At 55.6% G+C, this 17,705-nt stretch carries 16 protein-coding genes; 3 read left to right on the top strand and 13 right to left on the bottom strand.

Annotated elements, in window-relative coordinates; genetic code table 11:
* Positions 1–30: 30 nt before the first annotated feature.
* Together BLW10_RS05030 and BLW10_RS05025 are read right to left on the bottom strand one after the other, a co-directional pair.
* Positions 31–534 carry a SixA phosphatase family protein gene (locus BLW10_RS05030; RefSeq protein WP_091332736.1) on the bottom strand — a complete coding sequence of 168 codons (504 nt, stop codon included), beginning with the start codon at positions 532–534 and terminating at the stop codon, positions 31–33.
* 132 nt (positions 535–666) lie between these two features.
* Positions 667–1,542 (bottom strand): fructosamine kinase family protein, encoded by an 876-nt coding sequence (locus tag BLW10_RS05025; protein ID WP_091332734.1) that lies wholly within the window; start codon positions 1,540–1,542, stop codon positions 667–669.
* A gap of 125 nt (positions 1,543–1,667) precedes the next feature.
* Between BLW10_RS05025 and BLW10_RS05020 the strand changes: the two genes are divergently transcribed.
* The 3 genes from BLW10_RS05020 (at position 1,668) to BLW10_RS05010 (ending at position 6,445) form a co-directional block, all read left to right on the top strand.
* Positions 1,668–3,905 carry a primosomal protein N' gene (locus BLW10_RS05020; protein ID WP_091332732.1) on the top strand — a complete coding sequence of 746 codons (2,238 nt, stop codon included), beginning with the start codon at positions 1,668–1,670 and terminating at the stop codon, positions 3,903–3,905.
* Positions 3,906–4,029: 124 nt separating this feature from the next.
* Positions 4,030–5,811 carry an arginine--tRNA ligase gene (gene argS / locus BLW10_RS05015; protein ID WP_091332730.1) on the top strand — a complete coding sequence of 594 codons (1,782 nt, stop codon included), beginning with the start codon at positions 4,030–4,032 and terminating at the stop codon, positions 5,809–5,811.
* A gap of 4 nt (positions 5,812–5,815) precedes the next feature.
* Positions 5,816–6,445 carry an SPOR domain-containing protein gene (locus BLW10_RS05010; RefSeq protein WP_091332728.1) on the top strand — a complete coding sequence of 210 codons (630 nt, stop codon included), beginning with the start codon at positions 5,816–5,818 and terminating at the stop codon, positions 6,443–6,445.
* A 45-nt stretch (positions 6,446–6,490) separates the two neighbouring features.
* Here BLW10_RS05010 and BLW10_RS14220 read toward each other — a convergent pair whose 3' ends face one another.
* From BLW10_RS14220 to BLW10_RS04955, 11 genes are all read right to left on the bottom strand, one after another.
* Positions 6,491–6,619, bottom strand: a complete 129-nt coding sequence (locus BLW10_RS14220; RefSeq protein WP_281241126.1) for an RtcB family protein — start codon at positions 6,617–6,619, stop codon at positions 6,491–6,493.
* 220 nt (positions 6,620–6,839) lie between these two features.
* A complete protein-coding gene (locus BLW10_RS05000; protein WP_091332726.1) occupies positions 6,840–8,024 on the bottom strand; it encodes an HAD-IIIA family hydrolase in 1,185 nt (394 codons plus the stop codon).
* 76 nt (positions 8,025–8,100) lie between these two features.
* Positions 8,101–9,165, bottom strand: coding sequence for a glycosyltransferase family 61 protein (locus BLW10_RS04995; protein ID WP_091332725.1), 1,065 nt, complete (start codon positions 9,163–9,165; stop codon positions 8,101–8,103).
* A 121-nt stretch (positions 9,166–9,286) separates the two neighbouring features.
* On the bottom strand, positions 9,287–9,988 hold the full coding sequence (locus BLW10_RS04990; protein ID WP_091332723.1) for a class I SAM-dependent methyltransferase: 702 nt from the start codon (positions 9,986–9,988) through the stop codon (positions 9,287–9,289).
* A 141-nt stretch (positions 9,989–10,129) separates the two neighbouring features.
* Positions 10,130–11,143: a class I SAM-dependent methyltransferase gene (locus tag BLW10_RS04985; RefSeq protein ID WP_143117011.1), complete on the bottom strand. Its 1,014-nt coding sequence runs from the start codon at positions 11,141–11,143 to the stop codon at positions 10,130–10,132.
* A 25-nt stretch (positions 11,144–11,168) separates the two neighbouring features.
* Positions 11,169–11,720 (bottom strand): sulfotransferase family 2 domain-containing protein, encoded by a 552-nt coding sequence (locus tag BLW10_RS04980; protein ID WP_177168988.1) that lies wholly within the window; start codon positions 11,718–11,720, stop codon positions 11,169–11,171.
* 6 nt (positions 11,721–11,726) lie between these two features.
* Positions 11,727–12,404: a sulfotransferase family 2 domain-containing protein gene (locus BLW10_RS04975; protein WP_177168987.1), complete on the bottom strand. Its 678-nt coding sequence runs from the start codon at positions 12,402–12,404 to the stop codon at positions 11,727–11,729.
* Positions 12,405–12,438: 34 nt separating this feature from the next.
* Positions 12,439–13,038 carry a D-sedoheptulose 7-phosphate isomerase gene (locus BLW10_RS04970; protein ID WP_091332715.1) on the bottom strand — a complete coding sequence of 200 codons (600 nt, stop codon included), beginning with the start codon at positions 13,036–13,038 and terminating at the stop codon, positions 12,439–12,441.
* Positions 13,038–14,078, bottom strand: a complete 1,041-nt coding sequence (locus BLW10_RS04965; protein WP_091332713.1) for a GHMP family kinase ATP-binding protein — start codon at positions 14,076–14,078, stop codon at positions 13,038–13,040. Before BLW10_RS04965 ends, BLW10_RS04970 begins: the two co-directional genes overlap by 1 nt.
* Before the next feature lie 8 nt (positions 14,079–14,086).
* The gene (locus tag BLW10_RS04960) at positions 14,087–17,020 is read right to left on the bottom strand and encodes a glycosyltransferase (protein WP_218139697.1); all 2,934 of its coding nucleotides are present in this window, start codon (positions 17,018–17,020) and stop codon (positions 14,087–14,089) included.
* The coding region (locus BLW10_RS04955) for a DDE-type integrase/transposase/recombinase (RefSeq protein WP_143117010.1) at positions 17,008–17,705 on the bottom strand (698 nt) is incomplete at its 5' end. The genes BLW10_RS04960 and BLW10_RS04955, both read right to left, overlap by 13 nt.

Below are 17,705 nucleotides of genomic sequence, written 5' to 3'. Positions count from 1 at the left end.
CCACAAGAGTGGCGGTGCTTGCCGTTGCTTTCAACGTGGCCGCGTAATCGAAATCAGATGGGCGCTGCCGGGGCTAAGTTCGCGCCAATCGTCAGGCATTTCCAGCCGCGCTACGGTCGCCGTCGGCAGCAGCTTGCCGTCGGCGGGGCGTTCGAGTTCATCGCCGACCAGATGCAGTATCAGCTCTTCGAGTCCGGGATTGTGCCCAACCAGCAGCACAGTCGTAGCCTCATGCGGGCAGCGGGCGAGCACAGCAAGCAGTGCCGCGACGCTCGCGTCATAGATCGCGGCATCCCAGATGATCTGTTTTTTCTTAAAATCCAGACGCTTACAGACTTTGGTCGCCGTTTGGCGTGCCCGTTCCGCTGGCGAACTGATGACATGATCCGGCACCAGCCCTTCGCGGTAGAGCCAAGAGCCGACTTTGGGCGCATCGTTCTTCCCGCGCTTGGCCAGCGGGCGCTCAAAATCGTTCGCGGTACCGGAGTCCCAGTCGGATTTAGCGTGACGCAGTAACAACAACTCGCGTGGCATGTGGAAAAAGGGATCGACGTAACTCAAGGGATGTTTATAAACCAGAGGGTCTCGCGCCTGAAAACAGCACGCAGACAAGCCATTCGTTCAATTTGGGCGTGGTTTTAACACATCTGTCATTTTGGCGTCACCTCAAGCGGCCTCGGCAAGCACTGAATCCATCATGGATTGCGCCTGTTCCAGATAGCCGCCGCCGAATAGGTTGAGATGATTGAGGATGTGATAGAGGTTATAGAGCTGTTTGCGGGTGCGATAGGCGGGATCGAGCGGCCACGCCTCACGATAGGCGGCCTGAAAGCTGGCATCGAAGCCGCCGAATAATTCGGTCATCGCGAGATCGGCTTCGCGGTCACCGTGATAAACCGCTGGATCGAAGATCACCGCCTCGCCTGCCGCCGTCGCGCCGATATTACCGCCCCAGAGATCGCCGTGCAGCAGTGAAGCCGGTGGGCGATGATCGAGAAAAACGGCGAGTTGGGAGAGCAGCCGTTCGCCGCTGCGTTGTAAGCGTCCGTGATAGCCGTTGGCGGCAGCGCGGATCAGTTGCGGTGCGAGGCGGCAGTCGCGCCAAAAGCTCGCCCAGTCGGGATGCAGCGTGTTGAGCTGCGGTGTCGAGCCGATGGTGTTATCACGATGCCAGCCGTAGCGGTCGGCGGTGTGGCGATGGAGTGCGGCCAGTTGCTGACCGACACGCACGCTGTCGAGCCGTCCGCTGAGGTCGAGGCGTTCGAGGACAAGAAAACTCTCATCTGCCGTAACGCCGACGCAGATCGGCTCGGGCACGCGGAAAGCGTGCGCGGCGGCGAGGGCGCTCAGGCCAGCGGCTTCGGCCTCGAACATGGTCACGCGGTCGCGGCTGTTAAGCTTGACGAACCAGGTGCGGGAGCCGTCATCGATCAGCGCGGCGCGATTGATGCAGCCGCCGCCGATAGGACGCTGGCGCTGGATGTGAACTGGGATGCCGGTGGCGGCGCTGAGCTGCGCGGCGATGTGTGTCCAGTCGGTCATGGTGTGTGATTGAGATAATTGAGACAAGATTGACAGGATTTTTCAGGATTTACATGAATAAATCAATTTAAAAACAAGCACTTAATAATTCTGTTCATCTTGAAACATCTTGTTAATCCTGTCACATGAACCCTCAACCGCTGATTCTGCGCGTGGCCATCGAAGCGCCACTCGCCGATAGCTTTGATTATCTCCCGTCGCTCGATCCGCCGCCGCTGCCCTGGCAGCCGGGGCTACGTCTGCTGGTGCCATTCGGACGCGGCGAGCGTGTCGGCGTGCTGCTGGCGCTGACCGATCACACCAGTCATCCGCTCGACCGTCTCAAGCGCGTGGTGCGTGTGCTCGATCCAGAACCACTGTTTGCCGCCGCCGATCTCAAGCTGCTGACGTGGGCAGCGACCTATTATCAGCAGCCCATCGGTGCGGCGCTCTTTGCTGCGCTCCCCGCTCGGCTGCGCGATCCCGAACCGCTGACGCCGGACACCCTGCCCGGATTACACGCCACCGCCGCCGGACACGCGCTCGCTCTCGACACCCTGAGCCGCGCCCCGAAACAACGCGCTCTGCTCGCCGCGCTCCAAGCTGCACCCGAGGGCATGACGCTCGCGGCATTGACCGCGCAACTCGGCGAGCTGGGCGGTGCGGTACGTGCGTTGCGCACCAAAGGCTTGATCGCCGAGACGCGCCTCGCCGCTGCTGTTGATCCAAGTGAGCATCAGCCGCCCGCGACTGGCCCAACGCTGCACGCCGAACAACAGGCGGCAGTCAGCGCGATTGCCGCGAATCTGGACGCATTCGGCGTGTTTTTGCTCGATGGCGTGACTGGCAGCGGCAAAACGGAGGTTTATATTCGGCTGATCGAACAGGTGATCGCGCAGGGCCGACAGGCATTGGTGATTGTCCCCGAGATTGGGCTGACGCCTCAGCTTCGCGCCCGCTTTCGTACGCGCGTATCTGGCCCCATTGCCGTGCTGCATTCGGCGCTCAACACCCGCGAACGTGAGCGCAACTGGCTGCGTGCCGCACGCGGTGAAGCACATCTGATCTTGGGCACCCGCTCGGCAGTGCTGGCCCCGATACCGCGTCTCGGGCTGATTATGGTGGATGAAGAGCACGACGATTCACTGAAACAGCAGGACGGCTTGCGCTATTCGGGGCGCGATCTAGCGATTCGGCGGGCGCAGTTAGTCGGCTGTCCGGTGGTGCTCGGCTCGGCGACGCCGGCGTTGGAAACGCTCCGCAATGCGCAACTCGGACGCTATCAGTGGCTAAGGCTCACCGAACGCGCAGGCGGGGCACAACCGCCACAGATTTCGCTGCTCGATATTCGCAATCAACCGCTCCGTGCCGGTCTCTCGCCGGTATTGCGCGAACACATGCAGGCCGAACTCCGCGCCGGTCATCAGATTTTGCTGTTTCTCAATCGGCGCGGCTATGCCCCCGTGCTCACCTGTCACGCTTGCGGCTGGGTCGGCGAGTGTCCGCATTGCGATGCGCGGCTGACGCTGCATCTGAGCGAACGGCGGCTATGGTGTCATCACTGCGGCTGGTCATGTCGGCAGCCGGAACGTTGCCCAGCCTGTCAAGATGAAGATGTGCGGATGCTCGGACGCGGCACCGAGCGGCTCGAAGATGAGCTGATCGCGTTGTTTCCCGAAACGCGCATTGCCCGTTTAGATCGTGACAGCACGCGCCGTCAGGGGGCGCTGGGGCGCGTGCTCGATGCGGTACATACTGGCGAGACGCAGATTCTGCTCGGCACGCAGATGCTGGCCAAAGGCCATGATTTTCCGAATGTGACGCTGGTCGGGATTCTCGAACTCGATCACACCCTGTATGCAAGCGATTTTCGCGCCGCCGAGCGCACCGCCCAACTGATTATTCAGGTCGCTGGCCGCGCTGGACGGGCGGAACATCGCGGGCGCGTGGTGCTCCAGACCCGCCATCCTGAGCATCCGTTGCTGCAATCGCTGCTGCACGCGGGCTATACCGGCTTTGCGGAAGCGGCGCTGCGTGAACGCGCCGAGGCGGAATTGCCGCCCTACAGTCATCTGGCGCTGGCGCGAGCGGAAGCACCCGATCCGGCGCAGGCGCTCGATTTTCTCCGCCAAGCGCGGGCCTGTGGCGAAGCGTTAGCGGGTGAAATTCCCGCTGAGATCATCAGCGGAATCCAATTACTCGGGCCAATTCCGGCACCGATGGAGCGCCGCGCCGGACGTTATCGCGCCCAACTGTTGATCCAATGTGCCGAACGGCCACGCTTGCAACGCTTTCTCGCGCATTGGCTACGCGCCGTGCGCACGCTGCCGCGCCGCAACGGATTACGCTGGTCACTGGATGTCGATCCGCGTGATTTGCTCTGAGCGCATCTGAGCGAATCTGAGCGCCGCTAACGGCTGCTGACCGTCGCGGTGAATCATTTAAGGCGCTGATTCGGGTATGCTTAGGCCAGTTAATCCCGTTCTTGACGCTGATTTAATCGCACCCATGAAGCACGATATTACCGCCCTGCTCACTGCTGCCCTCGATCAACTGCTCGCCGCCGGTCAGCTCACCTTGACCATGCGCCCCGACATTCACATCGAGCGCACCAAAGACACCGCTCACGGCGATTTTGCGACCAATCTGGCCCTATTGCTGGCCAAACCCGCCCGCGCCAAACCGCGTGAGCTGGCGCAACAACTGGTTGACGCCCTGCCCGCGTCGCCGCTGATTGCGCGGGTCGAGATCGCCGGCCCAGGCTTTATCAATTTCTTTCTCGCCGATGATGCTTACCGCAGTCTGGTGCCGCGCATTTTGGACGCTGGCCCCGATTATGGGCGCAGTCAACTGGGCGCGGGACAGCGGGTGCAGGTCGAATTTGTGTCAGCGAATCCGACCGGGCCGCTGCATGTCGGGCACGGACGCGGCGCGGCCTATGGCGCGGTGGTCGCCGATTTGCTGGCCGCCGTTGGCTTTACTGTCCACCGTGAGTATTACGTCAACGATGCCGGACGCCAGATGGATATTTTGGCAACCTCGGTTTGGCTGCGCTATTTGGAACTATGCGGCGAGCCGCTGCGTTTTCCGAGCAACGGCTACAAAGGTGATTATGTCTGGGACATCGCCGCAACGCTGCACCGCGAGCACGGCGACGCCTATCAGGTCGAGAGCGAGCAGGTTTTTGCCAATCTGCCCGCTGATGCGCCGCTCGACGGCGAGCCGCCGGATCCGGTCGGCGATAAAGAAGCGCATATCGACGGCTTGATTGCAGCAGCCAAGCGGCTGCTCGGTGATAACCGCTATCGTTATGTATTTGAACTCGGCTTAAATACCATTCTCGATGATATTCGCGCCGATTTAGCGCAATTCGGCGTCACCTATCAAGAGTGGTATTCCGAACGCTCGCTGACCGAAAGCGGCGCGGTCAATCGGGCCATTGAGCGGCTGCGGGCTTTGGGGCATGTGTACGAGCACAACGGCGCACTCTGGTTCCGCTCGACGGCGTTCGGTGATGAAAAAGATCGCGTCATGGTGCGCGACAATGGCCAAAGCACCTATTTTGCTTCGGACATCGCCTATCACTTCGATAAGCTGGAACGCGGGTTTGATCGCGTGATTGACATCTGGGGCGCGGATCATCACGGCTATATCCCGCGTGTCAAAGCCGCGCTGCAAGCACTCGGCGAGGATGTCAATCGGCTGGATGTGCTGTTAGTGCAATTTGCGATTCTCTATCGCGGTGGCGAAAAAGCGCAGATGTCCACGCGCTCCGGTGAGTTCGTCACCTTGCGCGAATTGCGCCAAGAGGTTGGACGTGATGCGGCGCGGTTTTTTTATGTGATGCGGCGCTGTGAACAGCACATGGATTTTGATTTGGATCTGGCCAAATCCGAATCTTCTGATAATCCTGTGTACTATGTGCAATATGCTCATGCGCGGATTTGCGCGGTGTTGCGCCAAGCGGCAGAACGCGGCTTGAGCGTTGAGCTGAGTGCGGGTGCGGATAATCTCGAACGCTTGAGCGAAGCCCACGAGCAGGCGCTGTTGCGCACCCTGAGCCGCTATCCCGAAACCGTTGAACAAGCGGCGCTTAAAGCCGAGCCGCATCAACTCACGCATTATCTGCGCGAGCTGGCCAATGACTTGCATACCTATTACAACGCCCATCCGTTTTTGGTCGAAGACAGCGCCCTGCGCGATGCGCGGCTGAAGCTGATTTTGGCGACCCGCCAAGTGTTGCGTAACGGACTGGGGCTGATCGGCGTTTCAGCGCCCGAGAGCATGTAAGACGATGCCTAAGGAATATCATCGCGGTAAACCGCCGCCGCCGTCCCCACCGTCTACGCCACCGATTCGCCGCAAGCCGAACCGCTCGTGTATCGGCTGGATGGTCGGCGGCGTGGCATTGGGCGTGCTCGGTTCGAGCCTGTTGTCGCCACAGCCGAATGTGGTTGAGACGGCCAAGAGTGCGCAAGCGGGTGAGCCGGTGACTAAACCGACTTTTACCTATGAAAAGATTTTGAGCGAAACCGAAGTCGATATCAGTAAAGGCCCACCGCCGCCGCCCCCAGCGCCGCGTCCGGTGCCGGTGCCGGATATTCCGGCGGCGGATAACGAATTGGCGACACTTGGCACGCCTGATACAGCGGCAGCAGCGGGATTACCGCCAGCGATGGAGCCGAGCAGCGGTACCTATGTGGTGCAGATTGCGTCATTCAGCCGCACCAGCGATGCCGAACGGCTGCAAGCGCAGTTAAATCAACTGGGCGTGCCGACCGGCATTCAAACGGCCACGCTCGCCAATGGCAAAACGGTGTATCGCGTGCGTACCGGAGCCTATGCCAGCCGACCGGAAGCCGAGCAAGTTCGCGCTCTGCTGAAACGGCAAGGTCAGGATGGCATGACGATTCCGGTTAAGTGAGCCGCCAGCAATCAGCTTGAATCTGGTGACGAAGCTCTGGCTTCGTCATCTATGGCGCTGGCGTCCGCTCAACCGCGCCCGCGCCTCGCCGCGCTTCCATTTGCGTCCAGCCCCATGCGCGACCGAGCGCAAATTGATCGCACCATCCCCCATCGGCGCGACCAGATATGACAGTGCCCCACGCGATCACGGAACCACCAGCGACCCGCGATCTGCCGGCGCCGTGCCCTTGCGATGCAGCCATACTTGCTCGCCGTGCCATGCGACCGACTCAACGCCGTTATGCCAGACAGCTAACCGCTGTTCAAACAATTCGAGCCTAGCTTCTTTCCCTCTCTTTCCTTCTTTCCTTTTCCTATCCTCAGGCAGGGGCTTGAGGCCGTCGGACGGCTCCTCAGTCGACCAGTCCACGCACTAGGTCAAGCAACACCCCGTTTTGACAGAACAGCCCGGTGATGCCGGCGCTGGTGGCGGCTTCAATATCCGATGCCTGATCGCCGATCAGAAACGCCCGGGAGCGATCGACCGGCCAGTCTTCCATGGCCCGCAAGAGCATGCCGGGCTCCGGTTTGCGGCAGTGGCAAGGGATCGACAGTTCGGGCACGCTGCCCTCGGGGTGATGGGGGCAGTAATAGAAGGCGTCGACATGGGCGCCGATGGCACGCAGTTGGGTTTGTATCCACTCATGCAGCCGCTCGACGGCGGCGGCGTCGTAGAAACCGCGGGCGATGCCGGCCTGGTTGGTGACCACGATCACCAGCCAACCTTGATCGTTGCAGTGCTTGATGGCCTCCATGGCGGTGGGCATCCAGTGAAAGTCCTCAACGCGATGGGTATAGCCGGCATCGCGATTGAGCACCCCGTCGCGATCGAAAAACAACGCCGGTCGACGGCGCTGAGCCAGCTCGACCTGCGCCCGTTGGAGATCCGCCGGGATACCGATATCGATGAAATAACCCTGGTAGACCCGCCCAAAGAGCCGGTTCTCGGCGGCCAGTCGCGGCAGAATCGCCTGTTCCAGCGAGCACGGGAGCCCTTGAATCGCATCGAGCACCTGCCGCCGCAACAGATAGACGCCGCCGTTGATCACGCCCGCGCCTTGACCCTGCTTCTCGGCAAAGGCCGTGATGCGGTTCCCCGCCAGCGTGACCCGACCGTAGCGACCGGTATCCGAGAGCGCGCGCAGCGCCACGATCCCGAGCCAGTCGGCATCGTCGGCCACCCGTTGCAAGTCGAGCAGGTTGAAGTCGAACAAGGAGTCGCCGTTGAGCAGCAGAAAGCGGTCATCCAGCCGATCCGCCGCTTGGCGTAGGGCGCCGCCGGTGCCGAGGGGTTGTGGCTCGATGATGCAGCGGACGCGAGCGCCGTGCAGGGTGACGCCATCGAAGGCATCCACGATGCGATCCGCCAAATAGCCACAGAGGAGCAGAATGTCCTGAAATCCGTGGCGCGCGACCTCTTCGATCAGACGTTGGAGGAAAGGGCGACCACCGATATCCAGCATCGGTTTGGGGAGATTGGCGGTCAGGTCGCCAAGCCGCGTGCCTTGGCCGCCGACCAGGATGAGTGCCTGTCGCATTGTTACATTGGTTGACGGGGGGAGGCGGGGAGCAAACACATTATAGCTCCCGGCTGTACCACGGGACATTTGCTATCTATGGTAACCCTCCAACTAGCTCACCCGCGCAGTCAAGGTCAACGGTGAACGGTGAGTTCCAGCCTTGATCTTGACTTTCACCATACAAGTATATTGAAGAGCTACTAGTATACCGAGACAGACCGGCTTGAATGAAATGGCTCTGACGCGATGAGTTTACATTGATTGTCAAAAACGCATTTGAGAAAACAACATTATGCAGACCGGAGCCAGCCTCACCAGCTAAGATCTTTGCAGATGCAAACACTTTCAACTGGTCTTGAAAGCTAAGATCCTCTGGTGAAACTATATCAAAACCACCATCAGCAAAAACCTTTTCAACTTCCTCCCTGTTCATTAAATCCCGGCTTTTGTTTTTCCATCGGGACCGCGATATATATACTTTACGGCTTGGCGTAATAAAATTTCTTTGCGTGAGTAAATCTCCACCAAAAACCGAGCAAGGGGCTAGATAATCATGATATCGAGACGGCATTGGTACATAAACGTTACATAAGTAGGCAACATCCTTTTTCATAAACTCCAACTCCCCGTTTAAAGACCTTATACAGGCGCTTGCCATTTCTATAGACCAATCAGGAGCATTTTCTGCAATAAACCCAACAAATTTCGATACATTATTAATCGCTGAATACATTTTCAAGCGAGGCATCAGGTCAATTAAAAAATGCCCGTAGATATTGAAGCCTTTTGAGACTAATGGAACAATAATTTTATCACTCAAATCTACTTTTTTTTCCGCATTCTGGAGGTTGCCAACCAAAACTAAATCAACTCGATCATCAAAAAGCTTACTCGAAAAACTCCCTAAGGGTTGAATAAGAAAATTTTGACCATCGAACTGTATTAAAGCTGGCAGTATCGTACTTTGATCTTCAACCATAAACACTTGGGGCTGCTTCCTAATTTCGCCAATAAATGCTGGATCAGGGCCAACATAGGTTGGTATATATCTTATATAGGGGATGAACCCATTAAATCGGTCTAGTAAATATCCCGATTCTAGGCTTAATCGATAGTCTTCAATAGATGCGAAGGAATAGTTGCGCGAAAAATCCAACATAATGATGCACTTAAGAAATATAACTAACTAAATACCATGGGTAAACTGCGGCTCTGCCGGGTGACTCACAAGGTCGCGCGTCGCGCGATCGCCCCGGTAGCCACTTTGAGTGGTTAATAAACTAGATATTTTTTTGCGTTCTAGCAATTCTTATCCTAGAGATAATCTCATCAAAGTTATCCACGGGATTCATAATTTCAAAATTTTTCTTAAAATTCAAATAAGCTAACTCGTTATTTTCTGATATCACTGAACAATCAAAAATAGGTTCTCGATTTTCCCGCCATAATATGGTTTGTGGATTACCACCTTTCATTATGGTTGCGTACTGAAAGCGAGGAAAAAACTCTTCTATTGCGAATATAGTTTTATAAACATCTCCATGCCAACTAATGCTTTCACTGCCGGTCTCTTCCTTTCTTAAAGATAAAGCAAATCTTGGCTCCCTAAAAGAACTGTATATATCGCTCGGCACGACATCATCAATAACAATTATAGTGCTTTCATGAGAATTAGTTACAACATTACAAAAATCCCTGAAGGTTTGCTCAAAATAATGCAAGCCATCTAAAAAGACACAATCCCAACGCCGATCACCAGCATGGTTCTTGAAAAAGTCGTCTGATGTAACCGAGAAATACTCCTCATTTTTATTATTTACTCGTTCTTTAGGATCGAATCTGAATGCAGGATCTACTCCAACTTTGGTTACAGCTTGCACTCTAAAAAAAGTTTGCCCACCAAATACACCTATCTCTAAGTAATTGGCAAGATCGAACTCCTCAATAAGTGCATTAATTCGATTGACAGACCATTGCGACATATTTTTTGCTCCAAATTGTCTAGAACTCAAACAGCGGCCCTTTAATAAAACCGCCGATCAAATGGCTCGTCTTCGCCGAGTTGCAAATCGTGATATTTGCATCTGTTTCAGGAAAACTGGACACAAATATTTGACAATTAATTAGATTTTTGGATCTCTTATACAAAACTCAGGCGTAAGTTTTCCATAGGATGTTGTTATGCTATTTAAGTTGTCTTTCGACATAACTGCATGCATTTGTGTTGGTTTTATGCGGCCAAGGTCGATAAGAAGATCATTCAGAAAAGCAATAAGGTCTATCAATGACTTATCTAATGGCTCTTTTCGAGAGTAATTTTGACCAAAGCCTCGACCAACAAAAGGGTCAATTATCCCACCAAATGCAAAAAACTTATTGAAGTTAAATCTTTCTATCAGCAGCGGCAATATGTCTTGTGATCTGATACCTTCAAAGCCTTCACTAGAGCAGTCGTGATTTACAAACTTCTCCCAGGTTATTTTTAGTTGATTGTGGAATTTTTTCTCTTTAGGTAAGATTTCCCAAATATGCTCAATAATCTCCAGAGTTTCTGGCCAGCGCATATGACCGTTTCTACCTATCATATCCATGGTACAGAATGATCCTAGTAGTGACTCTTTTACTCCATCAAAAAGTTTTTCTAGATTAACTACATGATGAAGGGAGTGGTGTGCCATCACGGCAGCATAACTCGTAGAAGGTGCCCAATTGTTAATATCAACCATATTAAACCGAAAATGATCTCCGAGGCCTTCTCTCATTACGCTAGCTTTTGCTCTTTCCATTTGAAACTCTGAAAGTTCGGTTAACTCAATAAAAAAATCAGGTAACTGTGTTTTAATTATTTTCGCAACCTCGATTTCGATATTCGCATCACCGGAACCAACGCTTAGGCATACTTTGCTTTGGGTGCTACGCAGATCGTCAATTATCTGATTGGCGTAAAATTCGTAATGGTTTCTTGCCGGGGAGAAAATCGAGCGCCACTTATGTCGTATATACTTCTCCTTATAGTAGTCCGATATACTTGAGTTCACATGCATTGTTTCAGTATGCTGATATTGCTCAACCTGTTTTTTAATGCGATCTTCGTAACTAGTCATTATCTCAGCTTTTCTACGTTGCGCCATTTTCACCGAAAGGTTCGGCGTTGACCGAATACTAGATCCATTCTTTATTCAATTGACCATGCAATTGAAAGTCTCTCTCATAACGGTCTCGAATTACAGGAAGCAATTCTTGTTCGATATCATCGCTTTCCAGAAATCTCTGTGATTTATTCATGTGTTCTAGCTGGTCAGTTTGACCAAGGATACCTAACTGGATCAAATTATTTTTCGCTTCCTGAAAGTGTTCGAGTTGAAAGATACTTATATTTTTCGCAATAGCGTCATTAGTTGTCTCGATAAATCTGTATTGTGGCACGAAGAATTTCTGCAACTCGTCGGCTTTATCTAGGTTGCCATCAACTGATCCAGTCCATAAACTTGAATGAAAAAGGTCTTCAAGGCTGCAAATTGAATGGGCGTTATGTTTTTCGAGGAGGCTCTTCGACCATTCATCGCCTCGTACGCTCAGCGTTCTTATAAAATTGTAAGACGAAATAAATCGCTGTAGTGGGTCTCGAATTATAGATATGACCCTATATTTTATGATCTTTGGAAAAATTTTTCCACTCTTGATACGAGCACAGTTTTTTTTGCAATTCGACAAAATTCATTAGCTTGCAACCTTCTGCGAATATCCATATTGCTCGAAGTCTGCCGCATATCTGTCATTGATAATTTGAATCGATTCAGCAGAAAGTCTAAGCTCAATATTTTGGTTTGCATCAACCTGCCGACTAGCATTTCTTGTTGGCAACGAGACGTCAGCTTCATTTATACCAATCTTGCTGTTAATAAAAGCAACTGCGGTTTGTATTTCCTCGACCTTCCCCCAATAATTAACACATCTGCTATTTGTCGAGTCACCGAGCCAGAAAGATTGTACTCTGTTCTGTCTGTCTACCCCTTCACCTTTGAAAAAATCAGACATAATGTAATCATTGATATCATTGATTTTAATAATTTCTTGATGTCCATTCCAGTCTTGCCATTTCCTTAAGAAAGTGAAAGATGAAATAACCCGGTCATAAGGATTTCTAACGAACCCGAATGTAAAATACTCATCAATCACATTCTCCCCGAGAGCCATGTCGATCTCGGTAATTGTTGCGTGCTTGCTGAGACCAAATCTTTTCCTGAAATATGGCTGCAGCGTTTCACCGATTTGCGAACCGCCAATTTCGATATCTCGACAGCTCGAATACTGTGCATAGTAATTCGTTAATGTTGTTCCTGCACATTTTGGAACGTGAATAAATATAAACTTTTTAGAATTATTAATGATGCACATGATCGTTATTGGATATCCTAAGACAAATTGCTGTCTATCGCCCTTGACGCAATTCAATACCTGTTGTGAAAGCATGCTCGATTAGACCACACAACACATGCCCCAACACCAAGTGCCCCTCCTGAATCTTCGGTGTCTCCCCAGAAGGCACCGCCAACAGATAATCACAGAACTCAACCATCGGTTCTCCCCGATTACCCGTCAACCCAACAGTCACCAACCCACCGGACCGCGCCGCTTCCAAGCCGCGAAGAATATTCGCCGACCGCCCAGACGTGGAATAGGCAATGAGCACATCAGCCGGCCGACCCAACGCCTCAACCTGACGCGCAAACAGTCGATCAAACCCATAGTCATTCCCAACCGCCGTCAAAATCGAGGTATCGGTCGTCAACGCAATCGCGGCCAACCCCGCCCGCTCGACCTTGAAGCGTCCCACCAACTCCGCCGCAATATGCTGGGCGTCTGCGGCACTGCCGCCATTCCCGGCCAGCAGGATCTTGTTCCCCGCCCGCAGACAGTCGATACAGGCCTGAGCCGCCGCCACGGTCGCGCCCAGCAGTTCGGCATCCGCCAGCATCGCCCCCATCAGCGCCTGAGTCGCGGCGATCTGCGAGCGAACGTCAGTCTCCATCATCGCCTCCAGGCCTGGGTGCCGTATTTGGTGAAATGCGCATTGCTGACCTGTCCCTCGTAACGCCCGAGCGCGCGAATGACATCCATGCGGTGCTCCGTCGGCACATAGAACAGCATGAAGCCACCGCCACCGGCCCCAGACACTTTACCCGCCAGGGCGCCAGCGCTCAAGGCGGCCGCGTAGATCTCATCGATCAGCGGATTCGACACCGTCCGCGCCGAGCGCTTCTTGCTCTCCCAGCCTTGCGCCATCGACGCGGACAGACCGGCGAAGTCGCCGCGCAGCAGCGCCTCCTTCATGGTCACCGCCTCGCGCTTGAGGCCGTGCATCGCCTCCAGCGACTCCGCCCGCCCCTGCTGGATATTGTCGCGCTGGTCCTCGACGATGCGCGCCGACTCGCGCGAGACGCCGGTAAAGAACAGCACCAGGGAGGCCTCCAGCTCGCAGATGATCCAGTTCTTGATGCGCAGCGGATTCACGACGGCACGCTCGTCGGCATAGAACTCGATGAAATTGAAGCCGCCAAAGGTGGCAGCGTACTGGTCTTGCCGCCCGCCGCCTAGCCCGCATTCGACCCGTTCGAGATGAAAGGCCAGTTGGGCGATGCTGTAGTCGTCGAGCGGTTGATTAAGCAGCTCGGCGAAGGCGCGGATCATCACCACCACCAGCGTCGAGGATGAGCCCAGACCGGAGCCGGGTGGCGCATCGCAAAAGGTACTCAACTCTAGTGCGAGCGGTTGGCCCTGATGGTAGTGCCGCACCATGTGGTTGTAGACGGCCTTGTGCAGATTAAGCTGGCCGTCGAGGCTGATCGGCGCGCCCAAGGGCAGGCTCACCTCGGCCTGCTGGTCGCAGGCGATGAAACGGACCACCGGCTCGCTCAGCGGTTTGATGACAGCGTAGGCGTAGCGGTCGATGGTGGCATTGAGCACGCAGCCACCATACTGATCGCAGTAGGGCGAGACGTCGGTGCCGCCACCGGCGAGGCCAAGGCGCAGCGGGGCGCGGGCACGAATGATCGTCGTGTTGTTGGCCATCGTCTTTCCTAGGCGGCGCGCTCTTGCAGTGTGGACTGGTAGCCGAGCGGGCCTGCCGGGATGTCATCGCGAATCGCTTGCCACATGGCATCGTGGGTGAACTGTTGCCGGCAGAAGCGCTGGGCCGCCCGAGAGCGATCCACCCATAACGCATCGTCGACCATCAGCTCCATCACGCGCTCGGCAAAGGCCTTCGGCTCGGACTCCGAACTCAGACAGCTGAGGGCAGCATCCAGACCTTGCACGCCTGCCGGGGTGGTCACGCAGGGTAGCCCATGCCGCATGGACTCGACAACCTTGCCCTTGATGCCAGCACCATAGCGCAAGGGTGCAATGGCGACCCGCGCGGTCGCATAGTAGTGATCGAGCACTTCATCCGGCACGAAGCCGGTCACCGTCACCGCGGGGCCGCCAAGGGCAATCACCTCCGGTTTCGGGTTTGAGCCGATCAGTGTGAGATGCACATCAGGGAATCGGTGTTGAACCAGCGGGAGCACTTCACGGACGAACCAGGTGGCTCCGCCGACATTCGGCGGGTGGGCGAAGCCGCCGACAAAGATGATATCCCGGCGTTGCTTGAGGTTGGCCTCTGGGTTCGCGGGAAATTGCTCGAAGGCATAAGGCGGTAACGTCTTTGCAGACTCGGGCAGGCCCTGCTCGCGCAGCCAGCAGTTGACGAGGTTGGTTTCGTCGGCTGACGGATAGTAAACGGCGTCGACCTTCGTCCAGATCTGTTTCTCCTGCTTCTCAAACCAGCGCATCTCTTCGTGGACGCGCGCATCGTAATGAAGCTCCAACTCGGCCTGTAAGCGGCGATGGTGGAGATCGTGTCCGTAATAGAGGATCTTCGCTTGTGTATGGCTGCGCAACGATTCAAGGAGTGGTTCGGTGATGTGCGGCCTTGAGGCGATGACGGCGCTGAGATAGCCGCCGTGCTCGCGCATCCAAGCGTCGAATTGTCGTTCGAACTCTTTGCCGTACATGACTTCAATGCCCCTGCGCTCGAGCTGGGGCGTGTAGTCGGGATCATAACGGTTGTTTGCCGGCCAGAACTTGATCAACACCCCCTGTGCTAGAAGGGCTTCCATGAGTTGGAACATGGTGCGTGATCCGGCATCGCGGTCTGGCTGCGGTACATAGTGATCGATGATCAAGACACGGCATTTACGTGCCGAACGCTCGCGCGCCAAGGGGACGTGTTGTGCGTTCGGGAAGTGTTCATCGCTCAGGCGGTGTTGCCACTGCTCGAAGAGGCGCTTGTTGTTGGCGACCTGATAGGCCTTGATGCCACTGTCCGTGCTGGTGCCGTGCGAGATGCCCTCGAAATGCACCACCTCAGCTCTTGGTTGGTAGATCACCTGCTTGCCGGCAGCACGCACGGTAAAGGCTAGGGCGGTATCTTCGCAATAGGCAGGGCAGTAGCGCTCGTCAAAGCGGCCGAGCTGCTCGAACAGGGCTTTCTCGATCAGGATGGCGGCGCCGGAGCAGTAATCGGTCTCGCGCACATAGTTATAGACTGATTTGTGCGGGTCATCGTCGCGCCCGTAATTCCAGGCACTGGCATCTTGCCAGACGATGCCGCCCGCTTCCTGTAAGCGCCCGTCAGGGTAGACCAACTTGGCGCCAATCAGGCCGGCCTTGGGGAAGTACTGATAGGTGTCGAACAGGGCATCAAAGCAGCAGGGCTGGATCTGGGTGTCGTTATTGAGAAAAAACAGATAACGGCCGCGCGCGATCTCGGCGCCACGATTGCAGGACCGCACGAAGCCGAGATTCTGCGGGTGAACGATCACGCGCAGGTTGTCGATCTGCTGCAGTTGGCGGGCGGAGTCGTCCGGCGAGCGGTCATCGAGCACCACCACCTCAAACGGCACGCGGGGCGGATGCGCGGCAACGCTGTAGAGGCACGCCAGGGTATGATCCAACTGGCCGTAGACCGGGATGAGGATGGAGAGCTCGGGTGACTCGCAGGCAGGGAGATGAATATCCTTGGGCCGCACCTCGCCGATGGGGACCAATGCCAAGGCCCTTGGGCAGCGATCGGCGTGGAAGCCGGCGCGATGCCGCAGCCCTTCCTCGGCTGCCCACAGCATTCGGCTGAGACCCGCCTTGTCAACACGGTCGGTGGTCAATAGGTGGCGGTAGTGGTTTCGCTCATGTTGCTGAGGTGAGCGCCCGATGAAGAGCGCAAACAGCCGATCAGACACCTCGCCCGCGGTTTCGAGGCCATCGCTCAAGTGGGCCTGCATGTCGGCGAAGCTCAGGGCCAAGTGATGACTTTCATAGGGGCGCGGAGAGGAGCGAAAAGCGGCCAGCCCAGTCGATTGGGCTGCCAAGACCCGTAGCGCGGTTGGTAGTTGGGTGAGTAGATAACCGAGTAGTGGCTTGTTGTAGGGAGTGTCAAGGTATTGCCCTAATGGCAACCCACTGTCGGAGATGGGATGAGACCCTTCTTCCCACAGGTACACAGCGGTTCCCCAGATTATGGCGTAGCAACAGCCCAACGCCAGCGATGATGGGTCGGCGGACCACAGGTCAACCTGATCTACGGGTTGTGCGAGGACAATCTCGAGCGCTCGCTCTGCAAGGGTGTCGGCATTGACGTGAATGAGCGTGCCCTGTTGGTTTTTGAGCTGAGGCCCGGCTTCATCGACAAGCGTGACAATGTCGACGCGATGACCGGCTTGCTCAAGCGCTGCGACCCGGCTGGAGACCTGCGATGAGCCAAGTTTCTCCTGCCCGTTCAAGCACTGGAGATAGCGCTGGGATTTGCCGCGTCTTTGTAGAGCGTTACGGCGGCGGATGCTAGCGATGTTCGGCGTGACGACGGCAGCCAACCCTGGGTTTGCGTCTAAGCTACGCAGGTAGTGACGCAGGGCGCTCTGGAGATTGCCATTGCGAAGCGCCTTGTTTCCTAGTGCCAAGTCGGTCAGGGTTGGCATCCTATACTCACGTAATTGTCAAGTCCCGCGAGATTATAGACACGCTTTTTGAAGCGTTCAGGGCATTGTTGTTGCCAGTCCTTGAGTGCTTGAATCGGCGCAATGTGTCCGAGCGCCTTCTGCGGGATCTGGTGATTGTATAACCGCACGTAGCCGTTGAGGGTGTCGGCTAGGTTCTGGGAGGAATCAAAGCGGGTGGTAGCGAGCACCTCGGCAATGCGCCCATTGAAGCGTTCGACCATGCCGTTGGTCTGCGGATGACGCGGGGCAGTGAGGCGGTGTTCGATGCTGTGATCGGCACAGACTTGGTCGAAGAGATGGCGTCCGGTCGGTTCACGTTCGCCGGTGGCGCAGAAGCGATCAGTGAATTCCTTGCCGTTGTCGGTGAGGATCTTCTCAATCGTGAACGGGGCTTTTTCGACCAGACGCCGCAGGAAATCGCGGGCGTTGGCGGCGGTTTTCTCGGGCAGGATTTCGACATAAACCCAGCGCGAGGCGCGGTCGATGGCGACAAACAGGTATTGATGTGCCGCTGCATCCGGCATCTGCGGCAGGTATTTGACATCGATGTGGACAAACCCTGGTGCGTAGTCCTTGAAGGTTTTGACCGGCTTGGCTTCGCCTTCCGGTTGCGGGATCAGGGCGCTGAGGTTGGAGACGCCGTGGCGGCGCAGACAGCGATCTA

It is taken from the genome of Allochromatium warmingii (assembly GCF_900107145.1).
Classification (GTDB): Bacteria; Pseudomonadota; Gammaproteobacteria; order Chromatiales; family Chromatiaceae; genus Thermochromatium; species Thermochromatium warmingii.
The sequence above is the reverse complement of the archived record's forward strand: the minus strand, read 5'-3'. Positions and strand labels throughout refer to the sequence as shown.

Excerpts from the sequence above, each read along its gene's own strand:
- BLW10_RS05030 (WP_091332736.1), bottom strand. The coding sequence starts at position 534 with ATGCCACGCGAGTTGTTGTTACTGCGTCACGCTAAATCCGACTGGGAC.
- BLW10_RS05025 (WP_091332734.1), bottom strand. The coding sequence starts at position 1,542 with ATGACCGACTGGACACACATCGCCGCGCAGCTCAGCGCCGCCACCGGC.
- BLW10_RS05020 (WP_091332732.1), top strand. The coding sequence starts at position 1,668 with ATGAACCCTCAACCGCTGATTCTGCGCGTGGCCATCGAAGCGCCACTC.
- argS (WP_091332730.1), top strand. The coding sequence starts at position 4,030 with ATGAAGCACGATATTACCGCCCTGCTCACTGCTGCCCTCGATCAACTG.
- BLW10_RS05010 (WP_091332728.1), top strand. The coding sequence starts at position 5,816 with ATGCCTAAGGAATATCATCGCGGTAAACCGCCGCCGCCGTCCCCACCG.
- BLW10_RS05000 (WP_091332726.1), bottom strand. The coding sequence starts at position 8,024 with ATGCGACAGGCACTCATCCTGGTCGGCGGCCAAGGCACGCGGCTTGGC.
- BLW10_RS04995 (WP_091332725.1), bottom strand. The coding sequence starts at position 9,165 with ATGTTGGATTTTTCGCGCAACTATTCCTTCGCATCTATTGAAGACTAT.
- BLW10_RS04990 (WP_091332723.1), bottom strand. The coding sequence starts at position 9,988 with ATGTCGCAATGGTCTGTCAATCGAATTAATGCACTTATTGAGGAGTTC.
- BLW10_RS04975 (WP_177168987.1), bottom strand. The coding sequence starts at position 12,404 with ATGTGCATCATTAATAATTCTAAAAAGTTTATATTTATTCACGTTCCA.
- BLW10_RS04970 (WP_091332715.1), bottom strand. The coding sequence starts at position 13,038 with ATGGAGACTGACGTTCGCTCGCAGATCGCCGCGACTCAGGCGCTGATG.
- BLW10_RS04965 (WP_091332713.1), bottom strand. The coding sequence starts at position 14,078 with ATGGCCAACAACACGACGATCATTCGTGCCCGCGCCCCGCTGCGCCTT.
- BLW10_RS04960 (WP_218139697.1), bottom strand. The coding sequence starts at position 17,020 with ATGCCAACCCTGACCGACTTGGCACTAGGAAACAAGGCGCTTCGCAAT.